Source organism: Lentzea sp. NPDC036955 (assembly GCF_055608005.1).
This window is the reverse complement of sequence record NZ_JBVJRC010000005.1, coordinates 498,816-522,968: the sequence shown is the minus strand read 5'-3', so window position 1 is coordinate 522,968 and position 24,153 is coordinate 498,816. Positions and strand designations below refer to the sequence as shown.

Genomic DNA, 24,153 nt, shown 5'->3' with positions numbered 1-24,153 from the left:
TCATTCTCCAGTCTCGGGGAGGGCGAACGGGCGGAACACCCGTGGCCCGTAGAGGTCTTCGAGCAGGTCGTCGTACTCGCCGAGCAGGTCGACGGCGTCCGGGCGGCGCCGCGGCTGGTCCTGCAGGCACCCGCCGGCGAACGCGAGCTGGCGTTCCTCGTCCGGCCGCAGCACCTCCCGCATCAGCAGGTGTGCCATGTGGACGTCGGTGGCCGCCGTGGCCGGGTGGCCCAGGCCGATCTCCGGCGGGTAGGTGGTCGTGCGGCTGGTGGCGAGGAGCCGCTGGCCCTCCTCGACGGCGAACGACCAGCCGGCCAGCACGATGCCGTGCTGCCGCGGGTGGACCAGGACGTTGTCCGCGGTGACGGCGCCGTGCACGAGACCGGCCTGGTGCGCGCCGGCCAGCGCTTTGAGCAGCCTGCGGTGCATCCACGCGTAGTCGCGGCCGTCGAGGCCCGCCGGGAAGGCCTTCCTGACCTCGGCGAGCGTCACGAACCCGTCCCGCAGCGGGTCGAGCACGGTGAAGGCGCGCGACCCCTTGGCGACGTCGCCGGAGGTGTCGAGCAGCCGCGGGTAGAACGGCCGCAGCCACTGGTTGTGGTCGGTGAACCGCTCCAGCCGCCGCAGCGCCTGCCACTCGCCGTGCAGCAGCGGGTTGAGCGCCGGGTTGCGCACGACCTTCACCACGTGCGGGCCGTCCGACTCGTACAGGTTGGCGATGCTGCCCCGCGCGAACGGCTCCCCGATGCGGTAGAGGCCCGTCCTGGTCCTGAGCTCGACGCGGGTGCCGTGCGCCCAGTCGTGGTGCAGGCCGGTCAGCTTCGCCGCCGCGGCGTGGGCCCGCGGGTGGTGCGGGCCCACCACGTCGGGGTGCAGGACCGAGGCCAGGGCGTGGTACCGGCGCTTGGCCTGCCTGCGGCCGGCCGGGTCGGTGGTCCGCGGGCCGAAGAGGGCTTCGGGGGTCGCGGCACCTTCCACCTGGTCCAGGGCCTCGGTCGTCGTGAGCATGGTTTGAGTCTAAGAGACTCAAACTCGGATTGCAACGGCCGGGTGACCGGTGTGATCCGGACGACCTTCCCCTGTACGAGTGAGGCGGCTCATGGTGTTCCGCCGTCGGGACCACGGGTAACCGGTCCGGAACGGAAGGAGGAAACAGGTGCTGTTCGTGGTGCTCGGGTGTTCGGTGGTCTTCTCGTTGCTGGTGGTGGAGGTGGTGCACCGGCTGGTGCGGCGCTTCACCCACAGCGGGCGGATGTACCGTCCCGGGCAGGCGTTCGCGGCGGTGCTGGCCACTCAGATAAGCCTCAGCGTGTACCCGGTCGACGCGCCGGTCACGCAGCACGTCCTCGGCATAGCGCTGATCCTCGCCGGAGCGTGGTTGCTGGCCGCGCTCATCAGCACGCTCGTGGACGTGTCACTGGCGCGCATCCGCACGGACGTCACGGACAACCGGCACGCGCGGCGGGTGCACACGCAGGTCACGCTGGTGCGGCGGCTGGTGCTGGTGGTCATCGGCGTGCTGGCGGTCGGCGCGATCCTGATGACGTTCCCCGGTGCGCGGGCGGTCGGGTCGACGGTGCTCGCCTCGGCGGCGGTGATCGGCGCGGTCGCGGCGTTCTCGGCGCAGTCGTTGCTGGGCAACCTGATCTCCGGGCTGCAGATCGCGTTCAGCGACGCGGTGCGGCTCGACGACGTCGTGGTCGTCGAGGGCGAGTGGGGCCGGGTCGAGGACATCACGCTGACGTACGTGGTGCTGCACCTGTGGGACGACCGGCGGCTGGTGCTGCCGACCTCGTACTTCCTGAAGACGCCGTTCGAGAACTGGACGCGCACGCAGTCGGCGCTGCTCGGCACGGTGGAGCTGGACCTGGACTGGACGGTGCCGGTCGAGGCGATGCGGCACGAGCTGCGGTCCATGCTGGAGGGCAGCGACCTGTGGGACGGGCGGGTGTCCGTGCTGCAGGTGACGCAGGCGACGCAGGGGTTCGTGCGGGTCAGGGCACTGGTCAGCGCGGCGGACGCCGGCAAGCTGTGGGACCTGCGGTGTCTCGTGCGCGAGCACCTGGTCGACTGGGTGCAGCGCCAGCACGACGGCGCGTTGCCGCAGATCAGGACGCGCGCGGTCAGCACCGTCAGGCGGGTGCAGCCGCAGACCGACCAGCACACCGACGCACGGGTGTTCGGCGAGAGCGCGGACGGGGCGCAGCGCGAGCAAGCGTTTGCGGGGCCCAAGTAGAGCGCATGTCGCGGATCGGGTGCCGCTCGCCGCGACCGCGGGAGGGTTGATCCACCACACTGGACCCATGAGAACCGGTGACCAGGTCGTGCAGGGCCTGCCGTGGCGGTGGCGTGCGCAGGGCACGATCTTCGTCATCGGCGGCCTCGGGTTCCTGTTCGACGCGTGGGACGTCACGCTCAACGCGTTCCTGATCCCGCTGGTCGGCGCCGAGTGGGGGCTGAGCCTCGGCCAGCGCGGCTGGGTCGGCACGGCGAACCTGATCGGCATGGCGGTCGGGGCGTTCGCGTGGGGCGCGATCGCGGACACCATCGGGCGCAAGAAGGCGTTCAGCCTCACGATCCTGATGTTCTCGGTGTTCACGGTCGCGGGCGCGGCGTCACCGGACTTCGTCACGTTCTGCGTGTTCCGGTTCCTGGCCGGCGTGGGGCTCGGCGGGTGCATCCCGGTCGACTACGCGCTGGTCGGCGAGTTCACGCCGGCGAAGGTGCGCGGGCGGGTGCTGGCGGCGATGGACGCGTTCTGGCCGCTCGGGGCGACGCTGTGCGGGCTGACCGCCGCCCACCTGGCCGGCCTGGGCAGCTGGCGGCTGCTGATGCTCACGATGGTGCTGCCGGCGCTGCTGCTGTTCTGGATCCGGCGCTCGGTGCCCGAGTCACCGATGTTCCTGGTCGCGAAGGGACGCACGCACGAGGCCAAGAAGGTCATCGACGACCTGGTCGCCAAGACCGGCGCACCGCACGAGGACTGGCGGCTGCCCGCGCCGCAGCAGCTGCAACGCCTCTCCCCCAGGGTGATGTTCGCGCAGCTCAAGGACATCTGGCGGTACGACCCGCGGCGCACGGCGGCGCTGTGGGTGCTGTTCCTCGCGGTGTTCCTGCTGTACTACGGCGCCGTCACGTGGCTGCCGAGCATCCTGAAGGCGCAGGGCTACGGCACGTACGCGGCGTTCATGGTCACGACGCTCACGGTGGCGGTGGGCATCGTGAGCGCGCTGGTCAGCGCGTGGCTCGTGGACGTGTTCGGGCGCAAGTGGGTCATCGCGATCAGCGCGCCCCTCGCGGCGGTGGCGCTGGTGCTGTTCGCGGTGCAGCTCGACGTCGGCGGTGCCGCGAAGACGTGGATCACCGTGTACGGGGTGCTGATCCAGGTCACGATCCCCGCGCTGTACGCGTTCGCGCCGGAGCTCTACCCGACGCACCTGCGGGCCAGCGGGTTCGGCTGGGCGTCCACGGTCAGCCGGGTCGGCGCGGGTTTCGTGCCCGTCCTGTTCGGAGCGCTGCTGTGGCCGGTGCTGGGCCTGGCCTGGACTTTCGCGGTCATCGGCGCACTGGTGGTGGCAGCCGTGGTCGTGATGATGTTCGTGGTGCCCGAAACGCGGATGCAACCGCTCGCGGAGGCCGTTCCGTCCTAGGCTCATGAGACGACCGCGGCTTGGGAGAAGACCGCTCGCCGTCGCGTTTTGCGCGCTGGCGCTCAGCAGCTGTGGTGCGAACGGGGCTCCAGCCGTTCCGATGGCGGAGGTGCCGACCGTGTCCTCAGCGAAGCCGGACCAGAACCGGATCGAGCAGGCGAAGCGCGACGGCCACCCCACCGTGCCACTGATGATCTCCGTGCAGCCGGGACGCGACGAGGAGGTCGAGCGGGCGCTGGTGGCGCTGGGCGCGGCCGTCGAGGCGCGCGATCCCAGGATCGGTTACCTGCGGGCCGAGATGCCGGTCGACAAGGTGGAGGACGCCTACCGGGTCGCCGGTGTGTCCAAAGTGGATGTGGACGAGCCGCTGCACAACCGGCTCCCGGAACCGTGAGAAGCCCCGGGATCACGTGGACCCCGGGGCTTCTGCGGTTTCTGGCTGGTGCTGTCCTGACTAGCTGACTGCCTGGACGATCACCGCGCCGCGGCCGACGACGTTCTCGTCCGCCGTGCGCACCTCGAGCTCACCGCGCAGGACGCGGCCGGCACCCGGCTGGCCCAGCGGGGTGATGACGCCTGTGGCGTTCCACGACGCACCGGCGGCGCGGTCGGCGTTGGCGTCGGTCACGCTGAGCGTGCCCAGCGCGGCCGAGGTGTAGACGTCGAAGTAGTCGTAGGCGGTGGTGCCCGCGGGCACCGCGTAGCCGTCGACCAGGACGATCCACGTACCGGCGGCCGGGTTGGCGATCGTCACCGACTCCTCGGAGTCCGCGTCGGCCGACTGACCGGCGAGGACGCAGCTGCCCGTCGTGCAGTTGTAGACGGACAGGTCGAGGTCGGCAGCCTGGTCAGCGGTGTTGCCGATCGTGGCGGTCAGCTTCGACGCGCCGGCACCGACGACGACCTGGTACTGCTGCGACGCGAGGTTCTCGATCGTCGGGCGGGCCGTCTTGGCGCTGCCGACCGCACCCGCCGCGAGCCGGCCGGTGAACGCGGCCTGCGTGTTCGTGACGGTGTAGCTCCGCTCGACCGGGGTGCCCGCCGCCGCCGAGGCGATGACGTCCGGGTTCGGGCTGATCGAGGTGCCGAGCACCGAGGCGGTCACCGAGTACGGCGCCACGTCGGCGTCGGAGGTGCGGCGCGCCTCGACGACGATCTCCCAGACACCGGCCATCGGGTTGGTGACCGTGCGGCTGGTCGGGGTGCCACCGGCACAGCCGGCGCCCGCGTCCGGGTTGTAGCAGTTGGTCGAGGTGTTCGAGTCGGCACCGACGCCCTGCGGGGTGTAGCGCAGGAAGCGGACCTGGCCCTTGCCGGCCTCGGCGCCACCGGCGGCCATGTCGACCTTCAGCGCGGTCGTGCCCTTGGGGACGTCCACGAAGAGGCTGGTCGACTGGTTGCGCGCGATGGTGCCCGACTTGGTGACCGAGAACTTGTTGGCGGCGGTGAACTTCTGCGCCGCGAACACGGTGTTCAGGGTCTGCACGTCGACACCGGGGGTCTCGACGTCGTCGAGCTGCAGCACGGCGCTGTGCACGCCGGGCGTCTTCGCCTTGACCGTGACCGGGAACTGGACCGGGGTGTTCAGCGGCAGGAAGACCCAGCCGTCGGCGCGGAACGTGCCGTCGTCGCCCTTCCAGGTGACCCGCCAGCCCTCGACGTGGTCCTCACCGGTGGTGCGGGTCAGGGTGTACACGCGGGTGTACTCCTGGCCCACGGTGACGCCCTCGCGGTCGTGGATGCCGACACCGACGTTCGGGGTGGCCAGCAGGCCGCTCAGGACCGTGTTGACCGGGACCGAGACGTTCAGCTTGTTCGGCTTGGCGTGCTTGTCCAGCAGCGACCACGCGGCGTTCGTGTTGAACAGACCGGCGCCCTGCTCGTAGGCACCGAGGGTCTTCACGTAGTTCGCGCTGCGCTGGATCGCGTACCGCAGCTCGGCGCTGGTCGGACGCTCACCGTTGTGCTCGGCCTTGTACGCGCTCACGAGCAGCGCGGCGGCACCGGTCGCCTGCGGGGCGGCCATCGAGGTGCCGTTGAACATGGCGTAGCCGGGCGGGAGGGCGTAGGTGCCCGCCACGGGACCGGGGGCCTGCCAGCGCGGCGTGGTGGAGATCGCCGAGCCGGGCGCGATGATGTTCGGCTTGAAGCCGCCGTCCTCGGCGGGACCGCGCGACGAGAAGCCGTGCAGGCTCTGCTTCTGCTCGGTCTTCGAGCCGTAGTTGGAGAGCCAGGTCTCCTTGGTGATGTACGAACCGACGCTGACCGCGTCCGTGGCGACCGACGGGTCGCCGACCGTGTTCGCACCCGCACCCGAGTTGCCCGCCGAGATGAACAGCTGGACGTTGTACTCGTTGATGGTGCGGTTGTAGAGCTCGGCGCGGGCGTTGTTGCCGTCGTTGAGCGCCGGGAGGCCACCGATGGAGATGTTCACGACGTCGGCGCCGTTGCGCGCGGCGTAGAGGACACCGTCGATCAGGCCGGAGCTGGTGCAGGACGGCGTGGACAGGCAGGCCTTGATGGCCATCAGCTTCGCACCGGGTGCGGCACCGGCCATCTTGCCGTCGAACATCTTGTGCGCCGCGGTGATGCCGGCGACGTGGGTGCCGTGCGCGGCGCCCGCGATGCCCAGGTTCACGTACGGCGTGCCCTGGTTGTCGTAGACCGAGCGGTCGGTCTGCACGACGAACGCGACGCGGTCGACGACGTCGGTCGCGGGGTTGTCGGTGCCGAAGAAGCCGACGTCCTTCTTGACCTTGTAGTCGATCATGCGGGCGTTGTTGGTGAAGTTGCCGTCGCCGTCGGTGTCGACGAAGACTTCCTTCGTGGTGATGTCCTGGATGACACCGAACGAGTCGACGCGGTCGCCGTCTCGGTTGATGTCACCGCCGGTCTCGCTGTTGCTCAGGGAGAGGTCGCCCGCGGTCTCGCTGAAGAGGCCGAACGAGTAGGGGCCACCGGTCGCCGGAGCGGTCCACTCGCGGCCGCCCTCGGTGAACTTGCCGACGCGGCCGGTCTTGGTCATGGCGACCCAGGTGCCGTCACCGGAGTTGGTGGCGTTCGCGTTGTACCAGTCGATGATCTTGCGCTCACCGGTGCTGGTGGTCTGCAGCGCCGGGTTCTCCAGGTCGATGCCGGAGTCGATCACGGCGATCGTGGTGCCGCGGCCGTCCCACTTCGGGTGCGCGGTGGCGAACTGCGCCGCCTGCGTGTCCTGCGTCGGCATGTACGGGTTGGTGCGCGGGGTCTTCGCGTCCGGCGCCTTCTGCGGGGCCGGCTGCTCCATGCCCTGCGGACGCGGGTCGTCGAGCTGGATCAGCCCGTCGACGTCCACCGTGCTGACGGAGGCGAGCTTGGCGGCCTTCGCCGCGTTGTCACGCGGGATGGTGACCTTGACGTAGTCGACGTCCTTCTCGGTCTTCTGGACCGTGGCGCCGAGCGCCTTCAGGTCGTTGACCGCGGCGTCGGTCTTGCCCTTCTCGGCCGCGACCAGCAGGTCGACGGTGGCCTTGCCTTCGGCGGCTGCCTTGTCGACCAGCTCGCGGTCGACCTTGTCGAGCTGCTTGGGAGCCTCGTTCGCGGGGTTCTGCTGCTGCGCGGTGGCAGCGGGGGTGGCGGCGAAGCCGAGCCCGGCAGTGCCCAGCACCGCGGTCAACAAGACCGTTCCGGTGCGGCGTCTCCAGTTCTTCACGGCGCGTGTGCCCTTCGTGGGGTAAAGAGTGTGTGGAAGCACATCTCTTCCCACGACGAGTGGCAATAGGTTCAACGGAGCATTGCCGAGTTCCACATTGGACTGTTCAGCCGCTTGAAAAGGCGCGCTTGAAGTGCTGCGCGTTTCTTCTTCGCAGTGGAACGAGCAGGTGCCTTCCAGTCAAGGGCTGATGGAGGGGAATGTCAAGAGGTGTGTCAACGGTGAACGTGCTTGCGGCGTAACGGCATCCCCGTCCAGAGCGATGTTATTTCCGAGAAATCGCGCGGCGCAGCCGGGTCCACAGCCGCGCCTGTTTTTGCGCTTTCGGCTGCGCGCCGCACGCGGTGCAGGTTTCCCGGTGCCGCGCCAACGCCTGCTGGAGCTCGGCGACCTGCTTCAGGGTCCGCGCGGGCACGACGTCCTTCTTGACCGAGAGCAGCGAGAGCTCGGTCAGCGGCCGCTTCCTGCCCGCCGCGTGCACGGCCGGCGCGATGGCGTGGAACACGATCAGGCTGCGCCTGCGGTCGGGCTCGATGGCCCGCACGTCGCACCACTGGATGGCGCTGGTGTGGTCGAGGCTGGTCGACTCGATGGCGTCGGGGGTGAGCTTCGTGCCCAGCCGGAAGCTGCGCCACGCGACGGTCGCGCCCATCAGGAACCACAGGCCGCCGAAGAGGTAGCCGTACCAGGGGCCACCCGCGGCCGCGACCGGTCCGGCAGCGGCGACCGCGGCGCCGAGCCCGAAGAGAACCCATCTCCACCTGGTGTGCATCTCCCCTCCAGGTGTACCGGATTCGTCCCGTTCCGACGAACGCGACCGGGTCGTTCGACACGACTGACGGCTGATCAGGCGCTACCTTGCGCCCATGGACCTCACGCCGGTCGCCGACGAGCTCTACGGGCTGACCCCGAAGGAGTTCACCGCGGCGAGGAACGCCGCGGCCAAGCAGGCGGACGACCAGGACCTGGCCAAGGCCATCTCCGAGCTGCGCAAGCCGACGGTGGGCGCGTGGGCGGTCAACCGGCTCGTGCGGGACGCGCCACCGGGCCTTCAGGAGGCGCTGGGGCTGTCCACGGCCCGGCTGACCATGCGGGAGCTGGGGCACAAGCGCAAGGAGCTGCTGGAGGCGCTGGTCTACCGCACGCTGGAGCTGACCGGGCCGATCACCGACGACGCGGTCACGCAGGTGCGCAACACGCTGACCGCGGCGATGTCGGACCCCGAGTCGGCGGAGCTGGTGCGCGCGGGGCACCTGACCAGGGGCCTGGAGTACTCGGGGTTCGGGTTCGCCCCGCCGGTGCCCGAACCCGCCGGGGACGACGGTGAGGACGCGCTGGCCCGCAAGCGGCGGGAACGGCAGGAGCGCAAGCGGGCCGAGGCGCAGCAGGCGTTGGACGAGGCGGAGCAGGCGCTCGGGGAGGCGCAGGCAGACCAGCTGGCGGCCCAGCGGGCGTTCGACCGGGCCGCCGAGCGGCTGGAGGACGCCAAACGGGTCACGGCGGCGGCGGAGAAGGCGCGGAAGGCGGCGGAGAAGCGCCTGGGTGACCTGTCGTAGAGCGGTCCAGCGGGCCCCACTCCGGGGAGCGCTGGGCCGCGACGAGGTCCTCGCAGGTGTTCAGCAGGTCGTCGTCGACCCACGCCAGCGGTGTCACGCAGCGGACCAGCGGCTCGTTGTCGGGACCCCGGCCCACCTCCTCGCCGCGCAGCACCCAGGCGCGCACGTCGGGCCCGCGCAGGTCGCGCAGGTGGCGGTAGTCGTACAGGCGGCGGGCCACCCACAGCTCGCGCGAGCGGTCGTCCCACCAGGGTTCGACGTGCAGCGGGCTCGCGGACAGGCCGGGCAGCTCCACGCCGGTCAGCGAGTCGCGGGACGTGGCTGCGGAGTCGGCGGCCGGTCCCTTCGACCAGCGCACGTAGACGTCGTCGCCGAGCAGGGCGACCAGCTCGGCGAGTTCCGTGATCGTCGGAAGCTCATCGGTCACACCTGCTCACGTACCCGGGAAAAGCCGACCTAGGCGTGCGTTCCTGAAGAGAACCTGAAGGATTTGAGCCCGGTCACATCGAAAGCCGACCGGAACACGGGCCGCCGGTTGTACGTTCAACAATGTGGTTGGCCGCGGACGCTCGAGTCCGCGCCAGGGCGATCCGGCACCCCCAGGCCGGAAAAGCCCTTCCGCAGGCGTTGTGCACTCGCGCCGCGGTCAACCCGCCGTCGACCAGCACACCGGAAACCCCCCTCACCGGTGGTGGCGGTCGGCGGCACCGGAAAGTGCGGTGCCCATTCCCCCCAGGGCACCGCACTTCACAAACTCGCCGATGCGGTCGCAGCCCCTCCGCAGAAAGTGAACTTGATTCAGGTCTCGTGGCCCACCAGCGGTGGATCTAGACTCACCCGATGGCACATGACGCGGATGTCATCGTCGTCGGCGCGGGCCTCGCAGGTCTCGTCGCGACAGCGGAGCTCGCCGACGCGGGGCGCAGGGTCATCCTGCTCGACCAGGAGCCGGAGGCGTCGATCGGCGGTCAGGCGTGGTGGTCGTTCGGCGGGTTGTTCCTGGTGGACACGCCCGAGCAGCGCCGGTTGCGGGTCAAGGACTCGTACGACCTCGCACTGCAGGACTGGATGGGCTCTGCGGCGTTCGACCGGGACAGCGACCACTGGCCGCGGCTGTGGGCGCAGGCCTATGTGGACTTCGCCGCCGGCGAGAAGCGCCCGTGGCTGCACAACATGGGGGTGCGCTGGTTCCCGTTCGTGCAGTGGGCCGAACGCGGCGGCTACCTGGCGAACGGGCACGGCAACTCGGTGCCGCGCTTCCACGTGACGTGGGGCACCGGGCCGGGCGTGGTGGAGCCGTTCGAGCGCCGGGTGCGCGAGGGTGTCGCCAAGGGGCTCGTGACGCTCCGGTTCCGGCACCGCGTCACCGCGCTCAACGTCACGAACGGCGTGTGCGACGGCGTGTCCGGCGAGGTGCTGGAGCCGTCGTCGGTGGAGCGCTCCCAGCCGTCGTCGCGGACGGTCGCCGGAGACTTCTCGCTGAGCGCACAGGCCGTCGTCGTCACGTCCGGCGGCATCGGCGGCAACCACGACCTGGTGCGCCGCAACTGGCCCGAGCGGATGGGCACGCCGCCGGAGTTCATGCTCGCGGGTGTGCCGGACTTCGTGGACGGGCACATGCTGGAGATCACCCAGAAGGCCGGCGGCGCGATCATCAACGCCGACCGCATGTGGCACTACCCCGAGGGCATCGCGAACTACGCCCCGGTGTGGTCGAACCACGGCATCCGCATCCTGCCCGGCCCGTCGCCGCTGTGGCTCGACGCGGACGGCAACCGGTTGCCGATCCCGCTGTTCCCCGGTTTCGACGCGCTGGGTGCGTTGCAGCACATCACCTCGAACGGCCACGGGCACTCGTGGTTCGTGCTGAACAAGAGGATCATCGGCAAGGAGTTCGCGCTCTCGGGCTCCGAGCAGAACCCCGACCTCACCGGCAAGGACACCCGCGCCGTGCTCAAGCGCGCGCTGCCGGGTGCGGTGGCGCCGGTCGAGGAGTTCGCCAAGCGCTCCAAGGAGTTCATCCAGGCCCGCACGGTCGCGGACCTCGCCCGCGGCATGAACGCGCTCACCGGCGACACGCGCATCGACGCGGCGGCGCTGGAGAAGATCATCGTCGAGCGCGACCGGCAGGTCACCTCGGGCCTGGGCAAGGACATGCAGGTCAACGCGATCCGCGAGTCCCGGCACTTCCTGACCGACAAGCTGATCCGCGTCGTCGAACCGCACCGGCTGCTGGACCCGAAGGCGGGCCCGCTGATCGCCGTGCGGCTGTCGGTGATAACCCGCAAGACGCTGGGCGGCCTGCACACCGACCTGTCCTCGCGGGTGCTCGACAACGACGGCCGGCCGTTGCCCGGCCTGTACGCGGCGGGCGAGGCGGCCGGGTTCGGCGGTGGTGGCGTGCACGGGTACCGGGCGCTGGAGGGCACGTTCCTCGGCGGCTGCCTGTTCTCCGGGCGGGTCGCCGGACGCGCCGCCGCTGACGCGGTTTCCTAGGAAGGGCAAGGGGCTCCCGCGTGGTGGACGCGGGTTGACGGTCCCCCGGCTTGCGGCTGTGCTGGAGGCATGACGCAGATCGGTGTTCTGGTCGGCAACCCGCGGCCCGCCTCGCGCACCCTGCAGGCGGCGCTCGCCCTGCGCGAGGCCATCGCGGCGGCACTGGGCGTGCCCGGCGACGGACCGGTGGTGGACGCGGCGACGATCGCCGCCGACGTGTTCACCCGGCCGGAGACCGTCAAGGCGGCGCTGGCGGCGCTGGGTGCGGCCGAGGTGCTCGTGGTGGCGACCCCGACCTACAAGGCCGCCTACACCGGCCTGCTGAAAGCGGTGCTGGACCAGGCACCACCGGGGTGGTTGAGCGGCAAGGTCGTGGTGCCGCTGCAGATCGCGGCCGCGGACAAGCACGCGCTGGCCGTGGAGGTGCACCTGCGGCCGGTGCTGACCGAGCTCGGGGCCGTGGTGCCGCAGGCGTTGTTCCTGAACGAGAGCGCGCTCCCCGCACACGCCACCGACTTCGCGCTGCACGCCGGTGTCCTGAAGGCGCTGGTCCGGTGAAGGACCAGCTGCGCACCGCCCTGCGCCACCACGCCCAGGCCGTCACCATCGTCACCGCCACCGGCCAGGACGGCCCGGTGGGCACGACCGTCAGCTCGTTCACCTCGGTGTCCTTCGAACCACCGCTCGTGGTGGTGTGGATCGGCGAGGGCGCGTCGGTGTGGCCGGTGCTGCGGACGGCACCGCTGTTCGCCGTGCACCTGCTGGGCACGGCGCAGACGGGCCTCGCGGACCTGTTCGCCACCAAGGGGGTCGACCGGTTCGGCGCCGGCACCCGCTGGGAGTCCGACGCCGACGGGGTGCCGCACCTGCTGGACGCGCCGGTGCGGCTGCGGTGCCGGACGGTGCGGCGGATCGCGGTCGGCGACCACGTCGCGCTGGTCGGGGAACCGCTGGACATCACGCACTCCGACCTCGCGGCACCCCTGGTGCGGCACCAGGGGCGCTACACCTCAGTCGCCTGACGCCTCGCCCAGCTGCCGCAGGACCGCCCTGGCCATCGCGTCGTTCTGGCGGAAGGCCGGGGCGTTCGTCTGCGGCCGGGAGAACGCGGCGAACGCCTTCCCGGTCGTGTACGGGCCGACGGCGAACCGGACCGGGTCCTCCTCGCCGCGCTCGTTGACCAACCGGCCCTCCGCTGACACGCGCACCTGCCCGGCCGTGTCCTCGGAGACGTCGCCGACCGCCCGCAACGACTTCAGCACCGGGTCCGCCGTGCGCGACAGGACGTGCGCGGGCAGGCGGGCCTCGACCAACCCGTTGGCGCGCACGACCTCCGGGGTGGTGGCGCTGCCCGCGAGGAACGCGCCGTCGACCGCCTCGACCCACATGTCCGCGCCGAGGAACCGCACGACCCCCGCCCGCGACAGGGCGAGCAGCTCCTCCAGGCGGTCCGGTGGCGGGCCGGACGCGAGGTAGCTGAAGTAGCCGTGCCACCAGCCGTCGGTCTCGCGCAGCCGCACCTCCGGCAGCTGGCCGTAGACCGACAGCAGTGCGAGGAACGCGCCCAGGTCGGCGCTGTGCCGCGGGTCCGACCGGCGGGCGACATCGGCGGCTATGTACTCGCGCAGGTGCTCCTGGAACTCCTCGCCGGTCTCGAACGTGCGGCCGTCCAGCGGGCGGTCCAGGCGTTCGAAGTCGATGCGGTCGGCCGGGTCGGGAACGGCGCGGGCCTCCAGCGCGCGCATCTCCCCGCTGTACCAGGGCACCGCGGCGAACGCGGCGGTGAACTCGGCGAACGGCACCCGCACCCGGTCGGGGTGGCCGGTGAACAGCTCGTGGTAGTGGCCCCAGGCGACCTCCTTGGCGATCAACGGCCACACGTCGGCGCGGAAGTCCCAGCGGTGGCCCCGCAGCGCCTCCGCGGTGAAGAAGCGCGGCAGCACCGGGCGTTCGCCCTGCAACCGGTAGCCGGTCTTCGAGTGGTACGGCACGCCGCGCCGCGAACCGACGAACAGCCGCGGCTCGGAACCCGATGGCACGTAACGCATGTCGGCACCGGAGCCTTCGAACCGGCCGCCGCGGCCCTGGGTCAGCAGCACCATCAGGTCGATGAACGCCAGCCCGAAGCCGCGCAGCACCACGTCGCCGGTCACCTGCGAGAGGTCCGCGTCCGCCGAGTAGAGCGGCGGCACGTAGACCAGGCCGTGCGCGGCGGCGTGGTCGGCGAGCTTGCGGTGTTCCGGCTCCGGTTCGGCGTCGAGGTGGCCGAGGGCCAGCACCAGCACGTCGGCGACCAGCGAGGTGCCGTCGTCGAGGTGCACCCGGTTGCCGACGGCCTTCACCGCGCGCGCCCGGTGCACCCGCACGGTGACGTTCGGCGGCATCGAGGAGACGACGTGCTCGAAGAACCACTCCAGGTACCCGCTCTGCACCTGCCGCGACGGGAACGACGTCGGGTCGACGTCACCCCACTGCGCCAGCGACGGGCCTTCGCGCACCGGGCCGAGACCGGTGAAGCTGGAGTCGGTGAACACCGTGACGTCCTCGGCCATGGAGTTCATGCGCAGCAACGGTGACTGCGCGTGCCGCCACACCCGGCCGGCGCCGGCGGGGAACGGGTCGACGACGTGCACGACCAGGTCCAGCGCCGGTGCCAGCGCGGCGATGCGTTCCAGCAGCCCGGCCGCGCGCGGGCCGCCGCCGATGACGACGAGGTCAGAGGACACGGGCCAGGAACTCCCTCGTGCGCGGGTGCGACGGTGCCACCAGCACGGTCGACGGCGGGCCCGACTCGACGACCTGCCCCGCGTCCAGGAACACCACGGTGTCGGCGACCTCGCGGGCGAAGCCGATCTCGTGCGTCACCACGACCATCGTCTGACCGGCCGCGGCGAGGTCGCGCAGCACGTCCAGCACCTCGCCGACCAGCTCCGGGTCGAGCGCGGAGGTCGGTTCGTCGAAGAGCAGGACCTTGGGCTCCATCGCGAGGGCGCGGGCGATGGCGATCCGCTGCTGCTGCCCGCCGGACAGCTCCGACGGGTACGCGCCCTCGCGCCCGGCCAGGCCGACGCGGGCGATCAGCGCGCGACCCCGTTGCAGCGCAACGTCCTTCGGCACGCCGAGCACCCCGATCGGCGCCTCGGCCACGTTCTCCAGCGCCGTCAGGTGGCCGAACAGGTTGAAGTTCTGGAACACGAACCCGATCGCCGCGCGCTGCCGCTGCACCACCCGGTCCGGCAGCTCGTGCAGCTTGCCGCGGTGGCGCCGGTAGCCGATCAGCTCGCCGTCGATCTCCACCTCGCCCGCGTCGAGCCGCTCCAGGTGGTTCAGCACCCGCAGCAACGTGGACTTGCCCGACCCGGACGGCCCGATCACGCACGTCACGGACCCGGCGGGCACCGACAGGTCGACCCCGCGCAGCACCTCGGTGGTGCCGAACGACTTGTGCACGTCCCTGATCTCGATCACGACCGCACTCCTCGCGCGAAGTACCGCTCGACGTGGTGCTGCGCGAGGCTGAGCAGGCTGGTGACGATCACGTACCAGACCGTGGCGACGACGAGCAGCGGGATGACCTCGTAGGTGCGGGCGTAGATCAGCTGCACCGAGTGCAGCAGGTCCTGCACGGCCAGCACGGACACGATCGACGTGCCCTTCAGCGTGCCGATCAGCAGGTTGCCCGCGGCCGGCACGATGGCGCGCATCGCCTGCGGCAGCACGATCCTGCGCAGGACGCGGACCCGGCCGAAGCCCAGCGCCCGCGCGGCCTCGACCTGACCGGCGCCGACCGACAGGATGCCGCCGCGCACGATCTCCGCTGCGTAGGCCGCCTCGTGCAGCGTGAGGCCGATCACCGCGGCGAGCAGCGGGCTGATCCCGGCGCCGAAGTTGAACCAGAACAGCAGCTGCACGATCAGCGGCACGGACCGGAAGAGCCAGACGTACCCCCACCCCAGCGCGGACAGCACCGGGTTGCCGGACAGCCGGAACGTGGCCAGCACGACACCGAGCAGGAAGCCGAGCACCAGCGTGACCGCGGTCAGCCACAGCGTGGTGACCAGACCGTCGACCACGGCGGACGCGGTGAAGTAGCGCGCGACGACACCCCAGTCGAGGCCGGTGGCGGCGGCGTGCACGAGCCAGCCGAGCGCGGCCAGCGCGAGCACCGCGGTGACCACCCGGCCCGGCTTGCGCGCGGGGACGATCTCAGCAACGGGACGCGTGCGCACGTCCCCCAGGACGCTCATGGGCGGAGTCTTTCCGTTGAAGGGCAACAGGAAGCAAGCCGCGCCCCTCAACGCGAACACCACCACGGTACCCCGCGTGTGCAAGCAGATCCCGCTCTGTGGACGTCGTTGACCGCTCCTGCCGCCGGTGTTGCACTCGAAAGGCGTTCCCCTCAACGCGCTTCCGCCACCCACCCACCACGATCTGGGGATCCGCCATGCCAGTCGAGTTTCTCGGGATCGCCGCGACCAACAACGGCTCGGAGACGACGCCGCGGTCCGGCGGTGCGTTCGACAAGGACTACACGATCAGGCTCGCCCGCGCGCACGAGGACCACGGCTGGGACCGGGTGCTGTTCGCCTACGGCTCCGGTGCCCCGGAACCCGCGTCCGCCGCCGCGTACCTGGCGAGCAAGCTCGACCGGCTGGAGATCCTGCTGGCGCACCGGCCGAACGTGTCGTACCCGACGTTCGCCGCCAAGACGTTCGCGACGCTCGACCAGATCAGCGACGGCCGGCTGACCGTGCACTTCATCACCGGCGGCACCGACCACGAGCAGCAGCGCGAGGGCGACTACCTGACCAAGGACGAGCGCTACGGCCGCACCCGCGAGTACATCCAGATCGTGAAGAAGGCCTGGACGTCCCGCGAGGCGTTCGACCACGAGGGGGAGCACTACCGGTTCGCGGACTTCGTGAGCGACGTCTTCCCGGTGCAGCAACCACGTCCGAACGTCTCGTTCGGCGGCTCCTCCCCCGCCGCGTACGCCGCCGGTGGCGCGGAGGCGGACATCTTCTGCCTGTGGGGCGAGCCGCTCGCCGACACCGCGCAGCAGATCGAGGCGGTCAAGCAGGCGGCGAAGGAGGCGGGCCGCACCGACGTGCCGCGCATCCAGGTCGCGTTCCGGCCGATCATCGCCCCGACCGAGGAGCTGGCCTGGGAGAAGGCGCACCGCACGGTCGACCGGATCGAGGCGCGCAAGGCCACCGGCCCGCTCAGCCGCAGGCACTCGCTGACCAGCCCGGAGAACACCGGCTCGCAACGGCTCCTGGCGGTGGCGGACCGCGGTGAGCGCTTCGACCGTGCACTGTGGACACCCACGGCGCGGGCGACCGGCGGAGCGGGCAACTCCAACGCGCTGGTCGGCACGCCGGAGACGGTGGCGCAGGCGCTGCTGGACTACTACGACCTGGGCGTGGACATCCTGTCCGCCCGCGGCTACGACCTGCTCGACGACGCCATCGACTTCGGCCGGTACGTGATCCCGCTGGTGCGGGAGGAGGTCGCCAAGCGGGACCGGGCCCGCGCCGCATGACCACCCTCGAAGTGCGCCGCGTCCGGCAGTGGGACGCGGACGCGGCGCCGTTGGTGGCCGGCCTCACCGAGGAGTACACGACCCGCTACGGCGCCTCCGGTGCGCGTGAGATGAAACGGGCCGCGCACGTCTTCGAGCCGCCGCACGGGCAGTTCCTGCTGCTCGTCGAGGCCGGTGAGGCGGTGGCGGGTGGTGCGTTCATGCGGTTCGACGACGAGACCGCCGAGCTCAAGCGCATCTGGACGCACGCGCGGCACCGCAGGCGCGGGCTCGCGCGGCGGGTGCTGGTGGAGCTGGAGGGCGAGGCGGTGGCGTTCGGCTACCGGCGCATCTTCCTGACCACCGGGCCGCGGCAGCCCGAGGCCAAGCACCTCTACCTGGCGACGGGGTACACGCCGCTCTTCGACGTGACCGCCGACCCGCTGACCCTCGACCACCTGGCTTTCGAGAAACACCTGGGGTGACCGTGCACCGCTCAAGACTCGTCCTGCTCACCGGTCTGCTCGCGCTGACCGCCGCGTGCGGGCAACCGCAGGCGGCACCGGAGCCCGGCATCGCGAGCGGGGTGGCGAAGGACGCCGAGCTCGCGAAGCTCGTGCCGCAACGCCTCAACGGCAAGCTGCGGATCGCCTCCAGCATCGGCGGCACGCCGCCCAGCGCGTTCTACGCCGATGACGGCAAGACCGCGCAGGGCGTGGACATCGACGTCGCCGACGCCGCCGCGAAGCTGCTCGGCCTGGAGGTCGAGCGCCAGGCCGCGTCGTTCGAGGCGATCCTGCCCGCGCTGACCAGCGGCAAGTACGACGCGGGCACCGGCAACTTCGGCGTGACCGAGGAGCGCAAGAAGACGATCGACTTCGTCACCTACGTCAACGACGGGCAGGGCTTCGCGGCGCGCAAGGACAGTGCGCTGCAGGACGTGAAGAAGCTCGACCAGCTGTGCGGGCTGAAGATCGGCACCGGCACCGGCACGACGTTCCAGACCACTCTGGAGCGCAACAAGGAGGTCTGCGCGGACGCCGGCAAGCCCGCCTACGAGGTGCAGGTGTTCTCCGACACCGGCGCCACGCAGCTCGCGCTCAAGCAGGGCCACGTGGACGTGATCATGAGCACCATCAACGGGCTGCGCCACCTCACCGCGAACCAGCCGGACTTCCGGTTCCTCGGCGAGTTCCGCAGGCTCGACGTCGGTTTCGCGCTGCCCAAGGGCTCCGACCTGGCGCCCGCGTTGCGGCAGGCGGTCGACCGGCTGATCTCCGACGGCACCTACCAGCGCATCCTGCGGCGGTGGGGCGTCGAGCCGTCAGCGATCCCGCGGTCAGAGCTCAATCCCGCCGAACACACCTGATCGGGTGATGGCGGATCGGCGGTGGACACGGACAGCGGCGGCGCGGCGGTAGGACCCGGACGCGCTTGAAGTGCACGCGGGGAGCTTTCGTGCACCAGGAGCGCACGAAAGGGCCCCGCGTGCGGTCCGAAATGCACAGCAGCCGATTTTCAACAGCCCGGAAGAGTGAAATTGTGGCGCTCGGACCGAATCTCCCGGTTCGGTTGGACAGGTTCCAAGTGATCAGTAAGCTTGAGCGTTGGACCCACGCCCGGTGGTGGTGCGGAACGGAGCTGTCACCCGTTCGACCGAATCTGGCGGAAGTGGGTTGCGGGGCGTATCGATTGGCGCCCGACGATCGATCACCAGATCACACCGGTCCCCACGAATGGCCACCTGAGCCGAATGAACACGGTCGACAGCAGAGAGCCCGCCGTCCGCTGGGCGGCGGCGATCTCCACCACCCTCCTCGCCAACCTCACCCGCGAGAAGCTCGAACAGCTGCTCGGCGGCTACGTCGAGCGGTTGCTCACCGGTGACGTCGACGAGGCCCGCCGGGTCGGCCGGTCCATGGTCGCGCACGACCTCATCTCCTCGGCCACGCTGGAGCTGACCCTCACCCACCTCGGCGAGCACGCGCCGGTCAGCGCGGCCCAGCTCGGCGCGCTCGCGGCCGGCTTCGCGGAGGGCCTGCGCGACCGCACCCTCGACCAGCAGGAGCTCAGCCGCACGGCCGCGATCAACGCGATGCGCCGCGCGGAGAACGCGGTGCGGGCGAGCGAGGCGAAGTTCCGCGCGATCTTCCAGGGCTCCGCGTTCCCGATCGTGGTGGTGGGTCTCGACGGCCTCGTCGCGGACGTGAACGAGGCCGCGCAGACGATGCTCGGCTACCGGCGCGACGAGCTGGTCGGGATGGCCGGCCGCGATCTCGCGCACCCCGACGACCGCGCCGCGCTGCGCGAGATCGGCGAGCGGCTGATCCACTCCGACCTCGACCACGTGGTGGTCGAGAAGCGGATGGTCCGCAGCGACGGCGAGACCATCCAGACGCACATGGCCATCTCGCTGGTGCGCGAGGACGACGAGTCGCCGCCGTACTTCGTCACCATGATCGAGAACATGAACGAGATGCGCGCGTTGCAGACGCAGCTCGTGCGGCAGAGCCTCAACGACATGCAGACCGGCCTGCCCAACCGGGCGCAGTTCCTCGGCTGGCTGGAGGGCGCGGTCGGCACGAAGGGCCCGGAGGCGCTCGCGCTCGTGCAGGTCGACGTCGACGGGTTCCGCGGTGTGAACGACGCGTTCGGCCACGAGGTGGGCAACCGGGTGCTGATGGGCGTCGCCGGCCACCTGCGGGCGGTGTTCGACGGGGTCGGCAAGGTCGCCAGGATCGGCGAGGACGAGTTCGGCGTGCTGATCAAGGACCCGCGGGACGTGGCGGGCGTGGTCGCGCTGGTCGAGGAGTTCTCCCGGCGGCTGGAGGAACCGACCTGGATCGGCGGCAACGGCGTCGGCGTCACGTGCAGCGCCGGCGTGGTGGCACGGGCGGCCCGCGGCGGTGACGCGGGGGACCTGCTGCGCGCGGCGGACGTGACGGTCGGCTGGGCCAAGCGCGACGGCAAGGCGCAGTGGGCGCTGTACGACCGGGAGCGCGACCTGCGCGACCGGGAGAGCTACGCGCTGGCCGCGTCCATCCCCGGCGCGCTGGAGGAGGGGCAGTTCCGGGTCGGCTACCTGCCGGTCCACTCGCTCACCGACTCCTCCGTGCCCGCGCTGGAGGCGAAGATCGTCTGGGACCACCCGGTGCACGGCGTGCTGTGCCCGGACGCGTTCCTCGACCAGAGCTCCGCGAACGGCATGGTCGTGCGGCTCGTGCGCTGGGCGCTGGAGGAGGCCTGCGGTCAGGCCGGCCGGTGGTACGCCGAGCTCGGCGACGCGGCGCCGGTGCTGTCGATCGACCTGCCGCTGCGGCTGTGCCAGGAACCGGAGCTCGTGGCCGAGGTCGCACGGGTGCTGGAGCGCACCGGCCTGCCCGCGACGCGGCTGCGGTTCGAGCTGAACGAGCGCATGTACGCGTCGCTGACCGATGTGCAGCTGGAGGAGCTGACCATCCTCGCCGAACGCGGCATCGGGCTGGTGCTCGACCAGGTGAACGGCGGCAACGTCGGCGTCGACCGGCTGCGGCTGCTCCCGTTGAGCGGCGTGAAGTTCACCGGCTCGGTGGTGCAGGGCCTGGCAGAGGGCGCGAACCGGGTCGAGGAGAGCGCTGCCGTGACGCTGCTGCGCTGGGCGTCGATCCTGCGGGTGCCGCTGCACGCCGACGGGGTGCGCACGGCGGTGCAGGCGGAGCGGCTGGCGGCGCTGGGCGTGACCGGCGGGCAGGGACCGCACTTCGGTGCCGTGCTGACCGCGGACGAGGTGGACCGGCTCCTCCTCACGTGATTCTTATCAGGGATTGCACGGCTTCCCGCACAGGTTGCTCACATGAACGCGGCCCATCCTTGGTCCATGACCGAGCAGAGCTTCCCCGCGATGAGCGGGACACTGGTTCCACCGCAGCCAGCCGTTGCGCCCGCGCCGAAGTTCTGGCGCCGCATGGCTCCGGTGCTGACCGCGGCGGCACTCGTCGCCGGGTTGTTCGGAGGTGTCACCGGAGCGGTGATCGCCTCCCCGGACGGTGCGCAGACACCGTCCTCCGTCGTGGCGCAGACGGTCTCCAACCAGTCCACGACGGACTGGAGCTCCGTGGCCGCGAAGGTCCTGCCGTCCGTCGTGCAGGTCAACGTCGGCAACGGCCTCGGCTCCGGCGTGGTCCTCTCCGCCGACGGCCGGATCCTCACCAACAACCACGTCGTCGCCTCCGCCGGCGGCTCGGTCACGGTGACGCTGAACGACGGCCGCGAGGTGCCCGCCACCGTGGTCTCGACCGACCCGTCCTCCGACCTCGCCGTGCTGCAGGCCTCCGGGGTGTCCGGCCTGACGCCGATCACGTGGGCGAACTCGGACGACGTGAAGATCGGTGACGGTGTGATGGCCATCGGCTCGCCGTCGGGCCTGCAGGGCACCGTGACCACCGGCATCGTGTCCGCGCTGGACCGCAAGGTGACCGTCCCCGGCGAGACCCGGCGCTCGGCTTCCGTGTCGTACCAGGCGATCCAGACCGATGCGTCGATCAACCCCGGCAACTCCGGTGGTGCGCTGGTGAACGCCGCCGGTGAGCTGGTCGGCATCAACTCGGCGATCTACTCACCGGCGTCGAGCAGCGGTGAGGCGGGCAGCGTCGGCATCGGGTTCGCGATCCCGTCGAACACGGCCAAGACGATCGTGGACAAGCTGAGCTGACGAACAGCAAAACCCCCAGGGCCGCGGGAACAGTGCTCCCGCGGCCTCCTGACGGTCAGGACAGCCAGTCGGGGCGCAACGGCATGTGCGAGGTCGTCCCGTCCAGCTTCACCCCGAGCACCTGGTGCAGCTGGATGTTGTTCCGGTCGAACCCCAGCCGTGACGCCGCCAGGTACAGCCGCCACACCCGTGCGCGGGCCTCGCCCACCTCGTCCACGGCCTCGGCCCAGTGCTCGTCGAGGTTGCGGCTCCAGGCGGCGAGGGTCAGCGCGTAGTGCTCGCGCAGGTTCTCCTCGTGGCGCACCTCGAAGCCGGTGTCGTGCATGAGCGACACGAGGTGACCCGGCCCGACCAGCTCGCCGTCGGGGAACACGTACCGGTTGATGAACGGCCCGGACAGGGCGCGCTGCTTGTTGTCCGGCCGGGTGATGCAGTGGTTCAGCAGCCGGCCGCCCGGCCGGAGCTTGCGGTACAGCGACTCGAAGTAGGCGGGCAGCTTGGCCTTGCCGATGTGCTCGGTCAGGCCGATCGACGACACCGCGTCGAAACCGGACTCGCGCACGTCGCGGTAGTCGAGGTGGCGCACCTCGGCCAGGTCGGACAGACCGGCCTCGACGATGGCCTTCTGCGCCCACTCGGCCTGGTTGCGCGACAGCGTCACACCGATGGCGCGCACGCCGTACTCGCGGGCGGCGTGCATGACCATGCCGCCCCAGCCGCAGCCGACGTCGAGCAGCCGCATGCCCGGCTTCAGGCCCAGCTTGCGGGCCACCAGGTCGTGCTTGGCGAACTGCGCTTCCTCCACAGTGGACTCGGCCGTCGGGTAGACGGCGCAGGTGTAGGCCATCGACGGGCCGAGGATCCACTCGTAGAACTGGTTCGAGACGTCGTAGTGGTGGGCGATGGCCTGCTGGTCGCGGGCCTTGGAGTGGCGCAGCCCGTGCAGCCGGGTCTCCTGCGGCGGCGGAACCACCCGGTGGTTCAGCCGGACGCGGCCGAGCAGCCTCAGCAGCTCGACGCGCTGCAACCAGGGGACCTCCCGCAGCGAGAGCTCCGAGAGCTGCGACAGACCCGCGTGCACGTCGCCGAGTATCTCCAGGTGACCGGTCACGTAGGCGCGGGCCAGACCGAGCTCACCCGGCGCGGAAGCCAGGTAGGACAGGGCTTCCGGGGTTTTCACGTCGATGGACACCGGGGCGGACGCCGGGCCGGCGGTGCTGCCGTCGTAGGCCTGGAAGCGGACGTCGTTGCCACCGGTGATGCGCTGAAAGAGAGAGGCCAACCGCATTCATCGTCCCCTGACACACTTGGCGTACAGATCAGGCAGGCGGTTCGTCTGGTCGTACCGTGCCTTAACGGACCGGTAGTGCGAACCGTTGTAGTGCCGCCAGAACTCGTCCTCCTCGTAGTAGGAGTCGGAGTACAGCGACTTGTGGCCGCCCAGCCGCGCCACCTCGCGCTCGATGAGCCGGTTGCGGTCACCCATCCGTTCTCCCGGCCGGACCGGGACCTCCGACCAGAACCCGACGTTGACGTACAGCACGTCCGGGTCCATCGGGTACAGCGGCCAGCCCGTGGTGTCGCGCAGGCGCACCGGGCACAGCCAGACCGGCGAGATGCCGATCTCCCGGTCGAAGAAGTCGAGGAACTGCGGCAGCGTGGACACCGGGATCTCCACGTCCTGGATCACCGGTTCCACGTCCGTGCGCGGCCGCAGCTGCCGGTGCTTGGCCACCAGCCTGCGGTACACGTCCGACCGCAGGTACCGCTTCGGCCACAGCCGCCGCACCACCGGGTTCTGCGCGCCGAACGCCCGCGAGCACCAGAACCAGTCGGTGTCCCAGCGCCACAGGTAGTCGTGGATCGTCAGGTGGTCGGTGCGCCGCTGCTGGATGGAGCGGTAGTAGATCCGGTTGCCGGTGTAGTCCGAGGTGTAGGGCGCGATGTCGGCGAAGTGCCCCAGCGTCAGGTACATCTCGCCGCGCGAGAACACGGTGCCGTCGACGAAGTCCGCCGAGCCGTCCGCGCAGACCTCCTCGATGACCGCCGCGCACTCCTCGAACGACCCGAACGGCACGTGCCGCAGCCGCACGTACTGCCGCACCGGTTCGAGCTCGACCTCCAGCCGCAACGCGTACCCGAGCGTGCCGTAGGAGTTCGGGAACGCCCGGAACAGGTCGTCGTCCGGTTTCGCGACCACGACCTCGCCGTCACCGGTGAGGATCTCCAGCTCCCGCACGGACTCGTGCGGCAGCCCGTTGCGGAAGGACGTGGACTCGATGCCGAGGCCCGCCACGGCCCCGCCGATCGTGATGGTCTTGAGCTGCGGCACGACCAGCGGCATCAGGCCGTGCCGCAGGGTCGCGGCGACGAGGTTCTCGTAGGTGGTCATGCCCTGCACCTGTGCGGTGCGTCCGACCGGGTCCACCGACAGCACCCGGTCGAACCTGCCGACGTCCAGCCCACCGGACTGCTCCGCGCGGAACCGGAACAGGTTCGACGTCTTCTTCGCGAGCCGCACCGGCGCACCTTCGCGCATCGCGGCGTAC

General features: G+C 70.8%; 21 protein-coding genes. 12 read left to right on the top strand and 9 right to left on the bottom strand.

The window, feature by feature from the left end:
* Entirely contained in the window at positions 1-1,008 is a 1,008-nt protein-coding gene (locus ACZ7CF_RS19770) for a protein kinase family protein (RefSeq protein WP_458430421.1), read from the bottom strand.
* Between the two features lie 148 nt (positions 1,009-1,156).
* Between ACZ7CF_RS19770 and ACZ7CF_RS19765 the strand changes: the two genes are divergently transcribed.
* The 3 genes from ACZ7CF_RS19765 (at position 1,157) to ACZ7CF_RS19755 (ending at position 4,044) form a co-directional block, all read left to right on the top strand.
* The gene (locus tag ACZ7CF_RS19765) at positions 1,157-2,236 is read left to right on the top strand and encodes a mechanosensitive ion channel family protein (RefSeq protein ID WP_360395322.1); all 1,080 of its coding nucleotides are present in this window, start codon (positions 1,157-1,159) and stop codon (positions 2,234-2,236) included.
* Between the two features lie 67 nt (positions 2,237-2,303).
* Positions 2,304-3,650 (top strand): MFS transporter, encoded by a 1,347-nt coding sequence (locus ACZ7CF_RS19760; RefSeq protein WP_360395320.1) that lies wholly within the window; start codon positions 2,304-2,306, stop codon positions 3,648-3,650.
* Positions 3,651-3,768: 118 nt separating this feature from the next.
* Positions 3,769-4,044, top strand: a complete 276-nt coding sequence (locus tag ACZ7CF_RS19755; RefSeq protein WP_458430420.1) for a hypothetical protein — start codon at positions 3,769-3,771, stop codon at positions 4,042-4,044.
* Between the two features lie 60 nt (positions 4,045-4,104).
* Here the strand turns inward: ACZ7CF_RS19755 and ACZ7CF_RS19750 are convergent, their stop codons facing one another.
* Both ACZ7CF_RS19750 and ACZ7CF_RS19745 read right to left on the bottom strand, forming a co-directional pair.
* On the bottom strand, positions 4,105-7,341 hold the full coding sequence (locus ACZ7CF_RS19750) for a S8 family serine peptidase (protein WP_458430419.1): 3,237 nt from the start codon (positions 7,339-7,341) through the stop codon (positions 4,105-4,107).
* A 265-nt stretch (positions 7,342-7,606) separates the two neighbouring features.
* On the bottom strand, positions 7,607-8,113 hold the full coding sequence (locus tag ACZ7CF_RS19745) for a hypothetical protein (RefSeq protein ID WP_470370208.1): 507 nt from the start codon (positions 8,111-8,113) through the stop codon (positions 7,607-7,609).
* Positions 8,114-8,207: 94 nt separating this feature from the next.
* Here ACZ7CF_RS19745 and ACZ7CF_RS19740 point away from each other — a divergent pair, with 94 nt between their 5' ends.
* The gene (locus tag ACZ7CF_RS19740) at positions 8,208-8,897 is read left to right on the top strand and encodes a hypothetical protein (RefSeq protein WP_360395312.1); all 690 of its coding nucleotides are present in this window, start codon (positions 8,208-8,210) and stop codon (positions 8,895-8,897) included.
* On the opposite strand, the gene ACZ7CF_RS19735 is transcribed toward ACZ7CF_RS19740, so the two are convergent.
* Entirely contained in the window at positions 8,836-9,324 is a 489-nt protein-coding gene (locus tag ACZ7CF_RS19735; protein ID WP_360395310.1) for a DUF6098 family protein, read from the bottom strand. The two genes, ACZ7CF_RS19740 and ACZ7CF_RS19735, sit on opposite strands and share 62 nt — an antisense overlap.
* A 413-nt stretch (positions 9,325-9,737) precedes the next feature.
* On the opposite strand from ACZ7CF_RS19735, the gene ACZ7CF_RS19730 reads away from it, so the two are divergent.
* The 3 genes from ACZ7CF_RS19730 to ACZ7CF_RS19720 all read left to right on the top strand — a co-directional run bounded on the left by ACZ7CF_RS19730 (position 9,738) and on the right by ACZ7CF_RS19720 (position 12,415).
* Positions 9,738-11,393, top strand: a complete 1,656-nt coding sequence (locus ACZ7CF_RS19730) for an FAD-binding dehydrogenase (protein WP_458430418.1) — start codon at positions 9,738-9,740, stop codon at positions 11,391-11,393.
* A gap of 69 nt (positions 11,394-11,462) precedes the next feature.
* Complete coding sequence (locus tag ACZ7CF_RS19725) at positions 11,463-11,951, top strand: NADPH-dependent FMN reductase (RefSeq protein ID WP_360395306.1); 489 nt, start codon at positions 11,463-11,465, stop codon at positions 11,949-11,951.
* Positions 11,948-12,415, top strand: a complete 468-nt coding sequence (locus ACZ7CF_RS19720) for a flavin reductase family protein (protein WP_360395304.1) — start codon at positions 11,948-11,950, stop codon at positions 12,413-12,415. The genes ACZ7CF_RS19725 and ACZ7CF_RS19720 overlap by 4 nt, the downstream gene beginning before the upstream one ends.
* On the opposite strand, the gene ACZ7CF_RS19715 is transcribed toward ACZ7CF_RS19720, so the two are convergent.
* The 3 genes from ACZ7CF_RS19715 to ACZ7CF_RS19705 are packed head-to-tail and all read right to left on the bottom strand — an operon-like array spanning position 12,404 to position 15,640.
* Positions 12,404-14,119, bottom strand: coding sequence for an FAD/NAD(P)-binding protein (locus ACZ7CF_RS19715; RefSeq protein ID WP_470370207.1), 1,716 nt, complete (start codon positions 14,117-14,119; stop codon positions 12,404-12,406). The genes ACZ7CF_RS19720 and ACZ7CF_RS19715 overlap by 12 nt on opposite strands.
* A complete protein-coding gene (locus tag ACZ7CF_RS19710; RefSeq protein ID WP_458430414.1) occupies positions 14,109-14,861 on the bottom strand; it encodes an amino acid ABC transporter ATP-binding protein in 753 nt (250 codons plus the stop codon). Before ACZ7CF_RS19710 ends, ACZ7CF_RS19715 begins: the two co-directional genes overlap by 11 nt.
* Positions 14,858-15,640 (bottom strand): amino acid ABC transporter permease, encoded by a 783-nt coding sequence (locus ACZ7CF_RS19705; RefSeq protein WP_470370206.1) that lies wholly within the window; start codon positions 15,638-15,640, stop codon positions 14,858-14,860. Before ACZ7CF_RS19705 ends, ACZ7CF_RS19710 begins: the two co-directional genes overlap by 4 nt.
* A gap of 197 nt (positions 15,641-15,837) precedes the next feature.
* On the opposite strand from ACZ7CF_RS19705, the gene ACZ7CF_RS19700 reads away from it, so the two are divergent.
* The 5 genes from ACZ7CF_RS19700 (at position 15,838) to ACZ7CF_RS19680 (ending at position 21,604) form a co-directional block, all read left to right on the top strand.
* Positions 15,838-16,935, top strand: coding sequence for an LLM class flavin-dependent oxidoreductase (locus ACZ7CF_RS19700; protein ID WP_360395296.1), 1,098 nt, complete (start codon positions 15,838-15,840; stop codon positions 16,933-16,935).
* Positions 16,932-17,399, top strand: coding sequence for a GNAT family N-acetyltransferase (locus tag ACZ7CF_RS19695; RefSeq protein ID WP_470370205.1), 468 nt, complete (start codon positions 16,932-16,934; stop codon positions 17,397-17,399). Before ACZ7CF_RS19700 ends, ACZ7CF_RS19695 begins: the two co-directional genes overlap by 4 nt.
* Before the next feature lie 2 nt (positions 17,400-17,401).
* Positions 17,402-18,283 carry an ABC transporter substrate-binding protein gene (locus tag ACZ7CF_RS19690; protein ID WP_458430411.1) on the top strand — a complete coding sequence of 294 codons (882 nt, stop codon included), beginning with the start codon at positions 17,402-17,404 and terminating at the stop codon, positions 18,281-18,283.
* Between the two features lie 384 nt (positions 18,284-18,667).
* Complete coding sequence (locus tag ACZ7CF_RS19685; protein WP_470370204.1) at positions 18,668-20,704, top strand: putative bifunctional diguanylate cyclase/phosphodiesterase; 2,037 nt, start codon at positions 18,668-18,670, stop codon at positions 20,702-20,704.
* A gap of 66 nt (positions 20,705-20,770) precedes the next feature.
* Complete coding sequence (locus tag ACZ7CF_RS19680) at positions 20,771-21,604, top strand: S1C family serine protease (protein ID WP_470370203.1); 834 nt, start codon at positions 20,771-20,773, stop codon at positions 21,602-21,604.
* Positions 21,605-21,659: 55 nt separating this feature from the next.
* Here the strand turns inward: ACZ7CF_RS19680 and ACZ7CF_RS19675 are convergent, their stop codons facing one another.
* On the bottom strand, positions 21,660-22,892 hold the full coding sequence (locus tag ACZ7CF_RS19675) for a class I SAM-dependent methyltransferase (protein ID WP_470370202.1): 1,233 nt from the start codon (positions 22,890-22,892) through the stop codon (positions 21,660-21,662).
* Complete coding sequence (locus tag ACZ7CF_RS19670) at positions 22,893-24,143, bottom strand: FAD-binding oxidoreductase (RefSeq protein ID WP_360395667.1); 1,251 nt, start codon at positions 24,141-24,143, stop codon at positions 22,893-22,895. It lies immediately after the preceding gene.
* Positions 24,144-24,153: the final 10 nt, after the last annotated feature.